Origin of the sequence: Bacillus sp. EE-W1 (genome assembly GCF_009760835.1) — a bacterium.
GTDB classification, from domain to species: Bacteria; Bacillota; Bacilli; order Bacillales; family Bacillaceae_G; genus Bacillus_A; species Bacillus_A wiedmannii.
Map to the genome: position 1 here is coordinate 1 of NZ_WIPE01000055.1, position 13,937 is coordinate 13,937.

Genomic DNA, 13,937 nt, shown 5'->3' on the forward strand with positions numbered 1-13,937 from the left:
GAAAGTACACGTACAGTGAAAGCATATGATACAGAAATTACAGCGGCTCCAAATGCAAGTAATATTGTTGTGTTAAATAATGATGCTGGTGAAGATGATATTGTTCGAGTGACAGGCTTAAAAGCAGGAGATGTAGTGAAAGTATATGACGCGGCACAAGAAGGTAACGAGCTGAAATCAGCAACCGTTGCTGACTCAAAAACGGCAGTAAATGTTAAAATTCCTCAATTAGGTGAGAAAGCAGGAAAGGTATACATTACAGTAACAAACGTGAATAAGGAAGAAAGTGTACGTGTAGCAAAAGATTTTATAGGTGAATAAAAGGTAGAGTATTAAAAATTAGTAGTTCAATAGAGAGCGCCAGGAGGAAGTAGATCTCTTGGCGTTCTTGTTTTTGGTTAAGTAATATAGATAGTAATAAAAAATATTTTTAAAATGGGATATTTAAATTTATGGGAGAAATGCTTTATGCATAAATGAAATAGCTAAATCTGATTTTATACTTTTTATATCTTTTTATATGTTAATTATTTGACAGATAATTTCGAAATGTTATAATATGGATATGTTAAAATTTATATTTTCTTAAAAGACATGGGAGTCAGATGAGAATTGTGAAAGGATGAGGGGGGAGTGACACATATTATGTATCACCACACAGCAATTAATGTATTGAGTCTTTTACAAAACATGTCAAATAATAAAATGAACGATATGAAACTAGATGCGGAATTCAAAAAAATAGAGAAACAATTCAGAATAGGGTATGAAGAGCTAGTTGCTTTATATAAAAGAATGGTACTATTTCAAATAGATATAGAAAAAAATGGCGGTATGCGAGCATATGAAGAATCAGTAATTACATGGCTGAAATCTGAGTTAGAACTATTATATGAAGTGTATCAATTTTGTCAACGTCACGGTTTAAACATCGCAAATATTTCAAAATATGTTAGTAAAAATGAATTGAATATTTTTCCGAAAACAGAAAGCCAATTACAAAACACGTATTATAAATTAAAAAAACAAGAGATGTCTTTTGAAAATATTGAAAAACAAAAACCAGGTCGAAAACGAAAATATAAACCTGTGAAAGAGAAGATTGTTGAGACGAGACAAGAAAGAAAACAAGAAGTAAAAGAAGACGTTCGAAGTAAAGAGGATGAAAAAAGTCTTGTAACAGTTATATCGGGTATCGTTGACAACTTTGAAACAATTAGTCAATGTAGCGAAAAGAAGGAACATGAACTGCATCAATTCATGGAAGGTATTTATAAGCTTTCTAGCATGGCTGCAGATCGTTCGAAAGATGAAAAAAATACACGTGACCTTGAAAGTCAATTAAAGTCGCTACAGTTTGAAAATGAAAGGTTAAAGAGGGAGAAGGAAGAACTCGTCTTTGATATTAAAGAAATGACGCATCATTTAATTCATTTCATTACGAGCTCTGATATCGATCAAATTCGCACATTACCTTACTTTGTAGAAGAGTGTAAACAAGACCTACATAAGCTAGGGCTATATAACGCTCAAGATGGAAAAATGAAAATTATGGTCGATCGTAGTGGACAAGTTATGACCGTAACACAATAAAAAAATTGGGTACAAAATAAAAGGGAGATACATAGTGTATATGTATTTCCCTTTTGTTTTGTGTGGAATCGTTCCAAAGAAGGAGGATGAATTTTTACGATTGTAGTAACTTAGAAACCATTTGCGGAATTTGATTAGCCTGTGAAACCATACTAAGTGCAACTTCAGTTAACAATTTAAACCTTAAAAAATCGCTCATTTCCTGCGCCATACCCGCATCTTCAATTCGAGAAGAAGCATCTGTTAGAGCCATACTTTGGCTATTTAAATTTTCAATATTAAACTGTAAACTATTCATCATGGCACCGAGATTGGCACAATGATGTGATACATTTTGCAAGACCTCTTCAATTTTCCGAATTGCCGCTCTTGCTTCTTGCTCAGTTGAAATGTTGATGCCATGTTGTGTAGGAGAAGGGGGAATATGTTTCATGATATGTACGGTATAACCGATAGCATCTAACGTAATAGAACGGTTTTGTTCGTCAAATACAGATAAATCATTAAACTCAGTTGTCTCGCCGATATAGCCAATTTGTTCTGTTAACGATTGAAACTCTTTATTCAGCGCATCACGGTTTTTGTTTAAATTTGTACCATTCGCAGATTGAACAGCTAAATCACGCATACGCTGTAAAATAATCGTAACAATTTGAAGAGCAGCTTCCGCTGTACGAAGCATTGATATTGCATCCTCGTTATTACGAATCGTCCCACACATACTACTCGCTCTCGCATGCATACGAGTTACAATTGTAATATTAACAGGATTATCAGAAGCAGTATTCAACTTTGTACCAGTCGCTAAATCCTCCATCGAAACATTCATACATTTCTCATTCTCATACTATGACTGCCTAGCATTCATACTCAAAACATTCGTATCAATACGCATAATAGACACTCCTTACCTTAAAGATTCATATATGGTCTTAAAGCGAATAAACAGTTATGAAAAGAAAAAGGGACATATGCTTATCTTCTAGTTGTATTTTAACATGAGAGGGGATAGAGATAGCCACTGACCGCTTCTACGCAACGCGGATGCTCTCTTCCGCCTAAAAAAGAAAGGTTTTACAAATAATTCATCTATATAGAAAAATAAACCTCTCCGCAAGCAGAGAGGTTTATTCATGAAACTAACTCAAATGGATTATTGTAATAATTTAGAAACCATTTGTGGAGTTTGGTTTGCTTGAGAAAGCATGCTGATACCGGCTTCGTTCAAGATTTTGAACTTAGTCATTTCAGACATTTCTTTTGCCATGTCAGCGTCTTCGATTTGAGAAGCAGCAGCAGCCATGTTTGTTGCTTGGCTAGTTACGTTGTTTAAGTTATGGTCTAAACGGTTTAATTGTGAACCGAAAGTTGCTCTAGCGTCTGCAATTGATTGGATAGCTTCGTCAAGCTTGTCTAATTCTGCTGCAGCCAGTTCATTAGTAGTTATATCATCGCCTAATTTTGCAGTTGTTAAATCTTTTGTATTTAGAGATTCAATTACCAATGTATCTCCTGAAGCGTCAGAAAGTTGAACTGAGATATCAGCATCACCACCAGCATCTGCGTTTAAGAATGCCTTACCATTGAAATTTGTTTTTTCAGCAATATGGTCAATTTCCGCTTTTAATTGAGCATATTCTTTACCAACAGAAGTAACATCGGTTGTACCATTTGTACCACTTGATGCTTGTGTTGCAAGATCACGCATACGAAGTAAGATGTTTGACATTGATTGTAATGCTGAATCACCAGTACGTAATGCTGACATAGCGTCTTGTGTGTTACGAGCACCAACAATTAAGCCGCCCTCTTTTGCACGCATACGAGTAGCGATTGCTAGACCTGCTGCATCGTCAGCCGCACTGTTGATTGATTTACCGCTTGATAAACGGTTCATAGCTGTATTCATTTTGTCTTGGTTTTGGCGCATGTACTCTTGAGTACGCATGCTGTTAATGTTTGTATTAATTCTCATGTTAAGAAACCCCCATTTTTTTATATTGACTTTTCTGCAAATTGAAAAACGGTAATATGCGAAAAAATCAATTTCGAGATTTATTGTAATCCCTGTCATAGCGGGTGTCAACTAAAAATTCGAATTAATAAATATAAAAAAATAACAGTTTAACAATATATTCATTTTTTTATTACAATATTATTAAAAGGATTATTGCAAACTTTAAAAAAAAACTCTAATATTAGATTATCTTTGTTTACCGAAAAGGTGATATTATGTTAGTTGGAAATATAGTAAAAGAAGTGCTTGCATATAAGAAAGGACAAATTCAGCAAAAGCTAAGTAGTCCGCAAGCATTCGTTAGTAGTCGTTTTCAAGAGAAGTTGCAGAGTGAACCTGCGAAGGAGACGAAGGGTACTACGCAGCCGGCAAATGTAGAGGATATGAGTCAGCCGGTACAATCTACAAAAATAGAAACGGCCGTAAATAAACCGGAACAATCTATTAATAAAGTAGAGGAAGCGAGTAAGCCTGAAGAAAAAGCTGAAACGAAGAACGTAGATGAAGTGCAAGTCGCACAAAAAGAGTTTGAACGACGTTTCCCAGAAACGAAAAATGAGGCTGCTGATACGTGGGAATTAACGAAGAAGTATAATATTCAAAAAATACGTTCTTCAAATGAGGGGAAGTATGAGGATATTATTGATCGCGCTAGCCGTACATACGGAATTCCGAAAACGTTAATTCAAAAAATGATTGAAGTAGAGTCTAATTTTAATCCGAAAACGGTGTCACATGCAGGTGCGATGGGTCTTATGCAGCTTATGCCAGCGAATGTGAAAGAGATGGGTATAAAAAATCCATTTTCACCAGCTGAAAGTATTGAGGGCGGTGTGAAAGAGTTAAGCGGTTATTTAAAGAAAAATAACGGCGACTTAGTATTGGCACTTGCTTCTTATAATGCTGGCCCTGGTAATGTGAGAAAGTACGGAGGCGTACCGCCATTTAAAGAAACGCAAGGATATATTAAAAAAATATTAAATATCGACGTTTCAAAATAAGAAATTTCATATATAGAGAGAACATGAAATTTTCGTGAACATGATATGGGAGTTGGCTAGATTTGAAATTACAAGATGATATTCCGTTAACAATTTATTTTGAAATCGGAAATACGAAAAAGAAAATTGAAGATTTGCTTCATATTACGAAAGGTACATTGTATCGTCTTGAAAATTCAACGAAAAATACGGTGCGTCTTATGCTTGAGAATGAAGAGATTGGAACCGGAAAGATTTTGACGAAAAACGGGAAGATGTACGTTGAAATCGTTGAATTGAAAAGGTAGGGAAGGGGATTGTCATGAGTGGCGAAAAATTAAGCCAAGAGCAAATTGATGCCCTGCTGAAGGCGGTAAATGAAGGCGAGGAAATGCCAGCTTTCGCACAAGAAGCAGGAAAGCAAGAGAAATTTCAAGAGTATGATTTTAATAGACCGGAGAAGTTCGGTGTTGAGCATTTACGTAGCTTGCAAGCAATTGCTTCTACATTTGGTAAACAGACGTCACAGACGTTGTCAGCGCGTATGCGTATTCCAATTGAGTTAGAGCCTTCTACGGTTGAACAAGTTCCATTTACGAGTGAGTATGTGGAGAAAATGCCGAAAGATTACTATTTATATTGCGTTATTGATCTTGGCCTCCCGGAGCTTGGAGAAATTGTCATTGAGATTGATTTAGCGTTCGTTATTTACATTCATGAATGTTGGCTTGGCGGAGATAGTAAGCGTAACTTTACGATGCGCAGACCACTTACCGCATTTGAGTTTTTAACACTGGATAATATTTTTATGCTCCTTTGTAAAAATTTAGAGCAATCATTTGAAAGCGTTGTTGCGATTGAACCAAAATTTGTAACGACGGAGACAGACCCGAATGCATTAAAGATTACGACAGCGAGTGATATCATTTCATTACTGAACGTAAATATGAAAACAGATTTTTGGAATACGACGGTGCGTATCGGTATTCCGTTCTTATCTGTTGAAGAAATTATGGATAAGTTAACGTCTGAAAATATTGTCGAACATTCTTCGGATAAGCGTAAAAAGTATACGTCTGAAGTGGAAGTGAAAGTAAATCAAGTGTATAAACCTGTTCACGTTGCAATTGGCGAGCAAAAGATGACAATGGGTGAGATTGAACAAATTGAAGAAGGCGATATTATTCCGCTTCATACGAAAGTTTCGGATGAATTACTTGGTTATGTAGATGGAAAGCATAAATTTAATTGTTTTATTGGGAAAGATGGAACGCGTAAGGCGCTCTTATTTAAAAGTTTTGTAGAGTAGGAGGATCCATATGAAGCATGAAGTATCTCCTGTGTCATTAATGGGATTAGAAGATTTTGCAGGGAAGCGAAATGAAGCAGGTAAAGCACATATTGATACTGTTTCAGACATTTCGATTGAACTTGGTGTAAAGCTTGGGAAGTCATCTATTACGCTTGGTGATGTGAAACAGTTAAAAGTGGGCGATGTTCTGGAAGTAGAGAAAAACCTAGGACATAAAGTAGATGTGTATTTAAGTAATATGAAAGTCGGCATCGGTGAAGCGATCGTAATGGACGAGAAGTTCGGTATTATCATTTCTGAAATTGAAGCCGATAAGAAGCAAGCTGCGCTTATGAAAGCGCAAAGTCAAATGCAAGATAAAGAGTAGAGGAGGAGTCATATGTCGTATATGACGACCTTATTTCAAGTCGTTTTACTGTTTGGTGCGCTCGGCTACGGTGCATATTATATGACGAAAAAGACGCGCAAGCAGCAGTTTTTTAAGCAAGGTGAAAATGGCCATATTCAAGTGAAAGACGGGGTGTATTTAAATCATCAAACGAGCGCCTTTTTATTTGAAGTAGATGGCAAGCAAGTGTTCACTGTTATTAGTAATAACGGTGTACAATCTGTGCAATTAACAGGAACAGGAAATCAGTTTCAACAAGCGTTAGAAGACGCGGTGAAGAGTGAAACGAAAAAAGTAGAGGATCCATCATGAGAATAAAGAAACAGTTATCATTATTAGCCGTTATTTTCGTATTTTCTATCGTTTTTTCAATTATTTTTGTAAATCCAGCGTATGCGGCCCCGAACGGTTTTATTAATTTCGAAAATGGAAAAGAGTTTACGAGTAATTCAAGTGTACAATTATTTGCGCTCGTTACCCTTTTATCATTATCTTCTTCTATCGTTCTATTATTTACACATTTTACTTATTTTATGATCGTTCTTGGGATTACACGTCAAGGACTTGGGGTAATGAATTTACCACCGAACCAAGTGCTTGTTGGACTTGCATTATTTTTATCACTCTTTACGATGCAGCCTGTACTTGGGCAGCTAAAGAGCGATGTGTGGGATCCGATGACGAAAGAGAAAATAACAGTAAGTCAAGCTGCAGAGACGACAGCTCCGATTATGAAAGAGTATATGTCAAAGCATACGTATAAGCATGATTTAAAAATGATGCTGAAAGTGCGCGGAGAAGAGTTGCCGAAAGATTTGAAAGATCTTTCATTATTTACGCTCGTACCATCCTTTACGTTAACGCAAATTCAAAAGGGATTATTAACGGGGATGTTCATTTATTTAGCGTTTGTATTTATAGATTTGATTATTAGTACACTTTTAATGTACCTCGGGATGATGATGGTACCGCCGATGATTTTAAGTTTACCATTTAAAATACTCGTTTTCGTATATTTAGGTGGATATACAAAAATCGTCGACATTATGTTTAAAACGGTCGCCTGAAACGTTTGATGCTATGTGATAGGAGTCATATAAATGAATACGTCACCAATTATAGATATTTTTCAAACCTTTTTTTATAAAGGGGTTATGATTTTAATGCCGATTGCCGGTGTTAGTATGATTGTCGTTATTATTATCGCTGTCATTATGGCGATGATGCAAATTCAAGAACAAACGCTGACGTTTTTACCGAAAATGGCGAGTATTGTACTCGTTATTATCATTTTAGGTCCGTGGATGTTTCAAGAGTTAACGACGCTTATTTTAGATTTATTTGATAAAATCCCATCGCTATTGCGTTCGTACTAAGATAGGTGAACTGAAATGAATATGGAATTATGGGCGGCGACGTTTTTTGCGTTTTGCCGCATTACTTCATTTTTATATTTTTTACCGTTTTTCTCAGGTCGATCCATTCCAGCGATGGCAAAGGTTGTAGTTGGACTTGCTCTTTCAATCACAGTTGCGGATCAAGTTGATGTCTCTCACATAAAGACAACTTGGGACGTGGCAGCTTATGCAGGAACGCAAATAGTAATTGGATTATCGCTTTCAAAAATTGTAGAAATGCTGTGGAACATTCCAAAAATGGCAGGGCATATTTTAGACTTTGATATCGGTTTATCACAGGCAAGTTTGTTTGATGTAAATGCAGGTTCACAGTCTACTTTACTTTCAACCATTTTTGATATATTTTTTCTCATTATTTTTATTTCACTTGGCGGCATTAATTATTTCGTTGCCACGATTTTAAAGTCGTTTCAATATACAGAGGCGATTTCAAAATTGCTGACGACTAGTTTTCTAGATAGTCTACTCGCAACGTTATTATTTGCGATTACATCCGCGGTTGAAATTGCTCTTCCGCTTATGGGAAGTTTGTTCATCATTAACTTTGTTTTAATTTTAATCGCAAAAAACGCTCCGCAATTAAACGTTTTTATGAATGCGTACGTCATTAAAATCACATGTGGTATTTTGTTTATTGCGATGAGTGTACCGATGCTCGGTTATGTGTTTAAAAATATGACGGATGTATTGCTTGAGGAATATACGAAACTATTTAACTTTTTCTTAACGAAGTAGGGGGACGCGCATGGCAAAGGATAATAAAACAGAAAAGGCCACCCCGCAGAAGCGTAAGAAATCGCGTGAAGAAGGGAATATTGCCCGGAGTAAAGATTTAAATAATTTATTTTCCATACTTGTATTAGCAGTTGTCGTTTACTTTTTCGGAGATTGGCTCGGATATGAGATTGCAAATTCTGTAGCGGTGCTGTTTGATCAAATTGGAAAAAATACAGATTCAACTGAGTATTTTTATTTAATGGGGATTTTATTATTAAAAGTATCCGCGCCGATATTAATACTCGTATACGCTTTTCATTTATTTAATTATATGATTCAAGTCGGTTTCTTATTTTCTTCTAAAGTTATTAAGCCGAAAGCGTCGCGTATTAACCCCAAAAACTATTTTACGAGATTGTTTAGTCGTAAAAGTTTAGTAGATATTTTGAAATCACTATTTTATATGGGATTAATCGGCTACGTTGCTTACGTTCTCTTTAAAAAGAATTTAGAGAAAATCGTTAGTATGATTGGATTTAACTGGACTGCGTCACTTACTGAAATTATTAGGCAAATTAAATTTATCTTTTTAGCTATTTTAATTATATTAATCGTTCTTTCTATTATTGATTTTATTTATCAAAAATGGGAGTACGAACAAGATATTAAGATGAAAAAAGAAGAAGTAAAAAGAGAGCATAAAGATAATGAAGGGGACCCGCAAGTAAAGGGAAAGCGAAAAAACTTTATGCATGCGATCTTGCAAGGGACAATTGCGAAGAAGATGGATGGTGCAACGTTTATTGTAAACAATCCAACTCATATTTCGGTCGTACTTCGGTACAATAAACAGGTTGATGCGGCGCCAATTGTCGTTGCAAAAGGGGAAGATGAGCTCGCATTATACATACGAACGCTTGCCCGCGAACAAGAAATACCAATGGTGGAAAACCGTCCGCTTGCTCGTTCTTTATATTATCAAGTCGAGGAAGATGAGACGATTCCAGAAGATTTATACGTAGCTGTAATTGAAGTTATGCGCTATTTAATTCAAACGAATGAACTTGAAGTATAATAGCGCGGTTGGAGGAGATCTCTTGTGTTTAAAATAGATTCTGCAAGAACCTATTTTTCTATCTTTTTAGCAGCGTCATTCGTAGTGGCGCTCTTAATTCCACTTCCACCATTTATACTTGATATCGTTATCGTTTTTTTACTAAGTATGTCAGTGCTTATTTATATGCGAGCAACAAGTATTAACGAGTGGGATGAATTAAAGTCATTTCCGACGATGCTGTTATTAATCGGGATTTTCCGCGTATCGATTAACGTATCGACGACGCGAGCGATTTTGACAGACGGAAATGCGGGGCATGTTATTGAAGAGTTCGGTCAGTTTGTTATTGGCGGGAACTTATTAATTGGTATCGTTATTTTCATAGTATTAATCATATTCCAGTTTATCGTTGCAAACGGTGCATCTCGTACAGCTGAAGTTGCAGCTCGTTTTACACTTGATTCTTTACCCGGGAAACAAATGTCGATCGATGCTGATTTAAACCAGCGTATTATTACTGAAAAAGATGCACAGGCAAAACGAAAGAAATTAAATATGGAAACAGAGTTTTACGGAGCGATGGATGGTGCCGGAAAGTTCATTAAAGGGGACGTTATTTTCGGGATTGTCATTTTATTCGTAAACATTATTTTCGGTTTAATTGTCGGGATGATGCAGCAGGGCATGAGTTTTGCTGAAGCAGCTATTCACTATACACAGCTAACTGTCGGTGACGGAATCGTAAACCAAATCGGTTCGTTAATGCTTGCGATTTCAACAGGTATTATCGTAACACGTGTATTTGATGGTTCAGCGGATACGGTAACTGAAGGTATCTTTAAAGAGTTATTAGCACATGAAGTTGTTGTATATGCGCTTGGTGGTTTATTTATTGCGATGGGTATTTTCACTCCGCTACCATTTCTACCGTTTGCTCTTGTTGGTGGGACAATTATTTTCTTAGGAATTCGTAATAAAAACCGAATAAAGAAAGAAAAAGAAGACGAGCTTCAAAAAGAATTAGAAATGATTCAAGGCGAAGATGAGCAACTGCAACAAGTGGAAGATTCATTCGGAGTATTTACAGATAAATATCCAATTATAGTAGAACTCGGTTTAGATTTAGCAGCCCTTGTAAAGCAGAAGATTAACGGGGAAACAGCTCGTGATAAAGTTGTTCTTATGAGGAAGTCGATTATTACCGACCTTGGTATTAACGTTCCTGGCATTAACTTTAAAGATAATACGAGTTTTAGACCACGCGGACGTTACATTATTCGTATTAAAGGTGCGAAGGCAGCTGAAGGTGTTTTAAAATCAGGTTATTTATTAGCATTGAAAACACCGAATGTAATGGCCGATTTAGATGCAGAACCAGCGAAAGATCCAATTTTCGGTGAAGATGGATATTGGATTTTAGAGCATATGGTACAAGATGCACAAATGAAAGGCTATCAAGTATTAGAGCCGCTTAGCATATTAATCACACATTTAGATGTTGTCGTTAGACGTAATCTTCATGAGTTAATTCAGCGTCAACATGTAAAAGACTTAATTAACTCGCTTGAAAATGATAACGGTGTTTTATTAGAAGAGATTAAGAAGAAAGAAATCGACTTATCACTCGTTCAAAATGTTATTAAACAATTGCTAAAAGAGGGTATTTCTATTCGTGATTTACCAACTATTATCGAAGGTATTATTGACGGAAAAGAAATTTATCAAAATCATGTAGACGGTGTAACGTCATTCGTCCGTGAATGTATTTCAAAAGTGATTTGTGAAAATGCGAAAAATCCTGACGGTAAAATATATGCGGCGCTCTTCTCAGATTCAATAGAGTTAGATGCGGATGTTGTAAATAATTCATACCAAGGTTACTTATTAAACTGGGATTTAGATTTAGAAACACGTGTTGTTGAACAAGTACAGCGTGTCTTTAAACAAGCTCGTTTAATGGGAAGAGAACCAGTATTATTAACGCGTAGAAAAGATTTCAGATTTGCGATTGTAAGACTTCTTGAGCGTTATCAAGTAGAAGCGCAAGTACTTTGTATTAGCGAATTAGCACCAGAAATTGTTGTAGATCAAATTGCCTATATTGAATAGTAGGGGGTGAAGTAATGGAAAGTACAGAAAAGAAAGAAGCGTTAATGCGAATAAAAGCAGCTTCGAAAAATGAATTGTATCGAAAGTTATTTGACCAATATGGTACAGATTATTATTACGTTGTCGATGAAAGTGTAAAACGAAATATCCCGTTTTTTTGGAAAAAGAATTATGAAATGTTAGTTGCTTTTCCAGAGGATAAACAGGAAGAAGTGAATGAAGGCACAGCTCAATTTCATGAACAACTAATGGATGTTGTAAATGATTCTTCAGAACAAATTGTGAAGGCGAACGGAATTCAATCGGTACTGCACAATTTAGAAAACTTGACGACTTCTATGTCATATGCGGCGATGCAAACAGGAAATAGTGAAGAATGGACAAGAAAGAAAGAGAAACTATTAAAGTTGTTTGAAAAAGGTATCGTCGTTGTGAAACAGACGGAAGAAACGAAATTAGCGAAAGTAACAAAAAAGCAAAAAACTGTGAAAAAAGTTGTTCCGGTCAAGAAAGAAGAAGTGGTTGTAAAAAAAGAAAACCAAGAATCTGTACCGTTTATTATTCAAAAAGTAATTCGCATGCTAGAGCAAAATGATGTAGAACAATACTTCATTCATGCATATGCTGAGAAGTTAAAAGTGAAGTTTGAGAATGCGACGATGATTACAGAAGAAGAAGTGATCGGATACATATTGGAAGATATGAGGTCTCATTTCAATACGGAAAACGTTTTTGAAAAAGAAGTGCAAACAATTGCATTAATCGGTCCAACTGGAGTTGGAAAAACGACGACACTTGCGAAAATGGCATGGCAGTTTCACGGTAAGAAAAAAACGGTCGGTTTTATTACGACAGATCATTCGCGCATTGGAACAGTACAGCAACTGCAAGATTACGTCAAGACAATTGGATTTGAAGTAATTGCTGTACGTGATGAAGCTGCAATGACAAGAGCGCTTACGTATTTTAAAGAAGAAGCGCGCGTCGATTATATTTTAATTGATACAGCCGGAAAAAATTATCGTGCGTCAGAAACAGTAGAAGAAATGATTGAAACGATGGGACAAGTAGAGCCAGATTATATTTGTTTAACGTTATCAGCTTCGATGAAAAGTAAAGACATGATTGAAATCATTACGAATTTTAAAGATATTCATATTGATGGTATCGTATTTACGAAATTTGATGAAACAGCAAGTAGTGGTGAATTGTTGAAAATTCCAGCAGTATCATCAGCTCCAATTGTATTAATGACAGACGGACAAGACGTGAAGCAACATATACATATCGCTACAGCTGAACATTTAGCGAAACAAATGTTGCAAACATCATAGAAGAGAGGTGAAGGATAAGGCAACTGCCTTATTCAAACGATTATGAACGGTCTTTATATAGGTTCTATGGGTATGATGAATTACATGCAGCGCATTAATGTTCATTCGAATAACGTTGCAAATGCTCAAACGACAGGATTTAAAGCAGAAAATATGACTTCTAAAGTATTTGATGTACAAGACACATATCGCCGCGGAGATGGGGCTGTGACAAATATCGGTTCGACTGATTACGCTGTAGTACCAGCCGCAACGCATGTGAACTTAGTACAAGGAAATATACAAATGACAAATAGTGATACAGATTTCTTTTTAGATGACGGTACGGCCGGCACAGCTTCGTTTTTCGTTACATCTAAAAATAATGAAACGTTTTTAACGAGGGACGGTAGTTTTACATTAAATAGTGATCGTTATTTACAAACAACTTCAGGCGCTTTCGTAATGGGAGAGAATAATGAACGTATTCGTATTCCAGAAGGAGCAAAAGTAGCTGTACAAGCAGACGGTACGTTATATGATGCAGTAACACAAAATAATATTGCCCGCCTGCAAACAAAAACAGTAGATGCAGAAGCGAATGCACGTCTCGTACAAAGAGAGAACAAAAGCTTTGCGCTAGCTGAAGGGAATATTGCTGATTTACCGAACGGAACAGGGACAGTAAAAAACCATATGCTAGAAAATTCAAATGTAGATATGACGAAAGAGATGGCTGATCTTATGACAGATCAAAAAATGATTTCAGCGTCACAACGCGTTATGACTTCATTTGATAAAATTTATGAAAAAGAAGCGAATGAAATATTGAGATAAGAGACTTCCGTTAGCGGAAGTCTTTTTTTTATTGCTTTTATTACAGTTACATCATAAAATGATAATGATTATCAACATCGTTATTGTGAGGATAGAATTTCATAATGATAGCAATGTTTATTTAACTAAGTGAATTAAAAAAGGGGTAACTAACTGTTACGATTTATTTAACCAATTATAACGAAAGTTAATTAAA

The 13,937-nt window shown here is 35.9% G+C and carries 14 protein-coding genes and 2 pseudogenes; 14 read left to right on the top strand and 2 right to left on the bottom strand.

Annotation, left to right across the window (positions count from 1 at the left end; translation table 11 throughout):
- Together GFJ36_RS07660 and GFJ36_RS07665 are read left to right on the top strand one after the other, a co-directional pair.
- Window positions 1-321, top strand: a pseudogene (locus GFJ36_RS07660) (hypothetical protein); the annotation flags it as partial.
- Window positions 322-645: 324 nt separating this feature from the next.
- Entirely contained in the window at window positions 646-1,593 is a 948-nt protein-coding gene (locus GFJ36_RS07665) for a DNA-binding domain-containing protein (protein WP_142291732.1), read from the top strand.
- 94 nt (window positions 1,594-1,687) lie between these two features.
- Here the strand turns inward: GFJ36_RS07665 and GFJ36_RS07670 are convergent.
- Both GFJ36_RS07670 and GFJ36_RS07675 read right to left on the bottom strand, forming a co-directional pair.
- Window positions 1,688-2,488, bottom strand: a pseudogene (locus GFJ36_RS07670) (flagellin N-terminal helical domain-containing protein).
- Between the two features lie 258 nt (window positions 2,489-2,746).
- Window positions 2,747-3,568: a flagellin N-terminal helical domain-containing protein gene (locus tag GFJ36_RS07675; protein WP_088062911.1), complete on the bottom strand. Its 822-nt coding sequence runs from the start codon at window positions 3,566-3,568 to the stop codon at window positions 2,747-2,749.
- 257 nt (window positions 3,569-3,825) lie between these two features.
- On the opposite strand from GFJ36_RS07675, the gene GFJ36_RS07680 reads away from it, so the two are divergent.
- The 12 genes from GFJ36_RS07680 to GFJ36_RS07735 all read left to right on the top strand — a co-directional run bounded on the left by GFJ36_RS07680 (window position 3,826) and on the right by GFJ36_RS07735 (window position 13,741).
- The gene (locus GFJ36_RS07680) at window positions 3,826-4,611 is read left to right on the top strand and encodes a lytic transglycosylase domain-containing protein (RefSeq protein WP_088062912.1); all 786 of its coding nucleotides are present in this window, start codon (window positions 3,826-3,828) and stop codon (window positions 4,609-4,611) included.
- 62 nt (window positions 4,612-4,673) lie between these two features.
- On the top strand, window positions 4,674-4,898 hold the full coding sequence (locus GFJ36_RS07685; protein WP_000775712.1) for a flagellar motor switch protein FliN: 225 nt from the start codon (window positions 4,674-4,676) through the stop codon (window positions 4,896-4,898).
- A 14-nt stretch (window positions 4,899-4,912) separates the two neighbouring features.
- Entirely contained in the window at window positions 4,913-5,899 is a 987-nt protein-coding gene (gene fliM / locus GFJ36_RS07690) for a flagellar motor switch protein FliM (RefSeq protein ID WP_000012366.1), read from the top strand.
- Between the two features lie 10 nt (window positions 5,900-5,909).
- Window positions 5,910-6,269, top strand: a complete 360-nt coding sequence (gene fliN / locus GFJ36_RS07695) for a flagellar motor switch protein FliN (RefSeq protein WP_000680010.1) — start codon at window positions 5,910-5,912, stop codon at window positions 6,267-6,269.
- Window positions 6,270-6,281: 12 nt separating this feature from the next.
- Window positions 6,282-6,602: a hypothetical protein gene (locus tag GFJ36_RS07700; protein ID WP_000121176.1), complete on the top strand. Its 321-nt coding sequence runs from the start codon at window positions 6,282-6,284 to the stop codon at window positions 6,600-6,602.
- A complete protein-coding gene (locus GFJ36_RS07705; protein ID WP_001220582.1) occupies window positions 6,599-7,357 on the top strand; it encodes a flagellar type III secretion system pore protein FliP in 759 nt (252 codons plus the stop codon). Before GFJ36_RS07700 ends, GFJ36_RS07705 begins: the two co-directional genes overlap by 4 nt.
- Before the next feature lie 33 nt (window positions 7,358-7,390).
- The gene (locus GFJ36_RS07710) at window positions 7,391-7,666 is read left to right on the top strand and encodes a flagellar biosynthetic protein FliQ (protein ID WP_064449842.1); all 276 of its coding nucleotides are present in this window, start codon (window positions 7,391-7,393) and stop codon (window positions 7,664-7,666) included.
- Between the two features lie 15 nt (window positions 7,667-7,681).
- On the top strand, window positions 7,682-8,443 hold the full coding sequence (locus GFJ36_RS07715) for a flagellar biosynthetic protein FliR (RefSeq protein ID WP_088062913.1): 762 nt from the start codon (window positions 7,682-7,684) through the stop codon (window positions 8,441-8,443).
- A 10-nt stretch (window positions 8,444-8,453) separates the two neighbouring features.
- Window positions 8,454-9,500 (top strand): flagellar type III secretion system protein FlhB, encoded by a 1,047-nt coding sequence (flhB, locus tag GFJ36_RS07720; protein WP_001040117.1) that lies wholly within the window; start codon window positions 8,454-8,456, stop codon window positions 9,498-9,500.
- A 24-nt stretch (window positions 9,501-9,524) separates the two neighbouring features.
- Window positions 9,525-11,591: a flagellar biosynthesis protein FlhA gene (flhA, locus tag GFJ36_RS07725; protein WP_064476528.1), complete on the top strand. Its 2,067-nt coding sequence runs from the start codon at window positions 9,525-9,527 to the stop codon at window positions 11,589-11,591.
- Window positions 11,592-11,605: 14 nt separating this feature from the next.
- A complete protein-coding gene (gene flhF / locus GFJ36_RS07730) occupies window positions 11,606-12,925 on the top strand; it encodes a flagellar biosynthesis GTPase FlhF (protein ID WP_088062914.1) in 1,320 nt (439 codons plus the stop codon).
- Window positions 12,926-12,967: 42 nt separating this feature from the next.
- Window positions 12,968-13,741 carry a flagellar basal-body rod protein FlgG gene (locus GFJ36_RS07735; protein WP_088062915.1) on the top strand — a complete coding sequence of 258 codons (774 nt, stop codon included), beginning with the start codon at window positions 12,968-12,970 and terminating at the stop codon, window positions 13,739-13,741.
- Window positions 13,742-13,937: the final 196 nt, after the last annotated feature.

What these genes read in the sequence shown, in the direction of transcription:
- GFJ36_RS07665 (WP_142291732.1), top strand. Translation starts at nt 646, where the DNA reads ATGTATCACCACACAGCAATTAATGTATTGAGTCTTTTACAAAACATG.
- GFJ36_RS07675 (WP_088062911.1), bottom strand. Translation starts at nt 3,568, where the DNA reads ATGAGAATTAATACAAACATTAACAGCATGCGTACTCAAGAGTACATG.
- GFJ36_RS07680 (WP_088062912.1), top strand. Translation starts at nt 3,826, where the DNA reads ATGTTAGTTGGAAATATAGTAAAAGAAGTGCTTGCATATAAGAAAGGA.
- fliM (WP_000012366.1), top strand. Translation starts at nt 4,913, where the DNA reads ATGAGTGGCGAAAAATTAAGCCAAGAGCAAATTGATGCCCTGCTGAAG.
- fliN (WP_000680010.1), top strand. Translation starts at nt 5,910, where the DNA reads ATGAAGCATGAAGTATCTCCTGTGTCATTAATGGGATTAGAAGATTTT.
- GFJ36_RS07700 (WP_000121176.1), top strand. Translation starts at nt 6,282, where the DNA reads ATGTCGTATATGACGACCTTATTTCAAGTCGTTTTACTGTTTGGTGCG.
- GFJ36_RS07705 (WP_001220582.1), top strand. Translation starts at nt 6,599, where the DNA reads ATGAGAATAAAGAAACAGTTATCATTATTAGCCGTTATTTTCGTATTT.
- GFJ36_RS07710 (WP_064449842.1), top strand. Translation starts at nt 7,391, where the DNA reads ATGAATACGTCACCAATTATAGATATTTTTCAAACCTTTTTTTATAAA.
- GFJ36_RS07715 (WP_088062913.1), top strand. Translation starts at nt 7,682, where the DNA reads ATGAATATGGAATTATGGGCGGCGACGTTTTTTGCGTTTTGCCGCATT.
- flhB (WP_001040117.1), top strand. Translation starts at nt 8,454, where the DNA reads ATGGCAAAGGATAATAAAACAGAAAAGGCCACCCCGCAGAAGCGTAAG.
- flhF (WP_088062914.1), top strand. Translation starts at nt 11,606, where the DNA reads ATGGAAAGTACAGAAAAGAAAGAAGCGTTAATGCGAATAAAAGCAGCT.
- GFJ36_RS07735 (WP_088062915.1), top strand. Translation starts at nt 12,968, where the DNA reads ATGAACGGTCTTTATATAGGTTCTATGGGTATGATGAATTACATGCAG.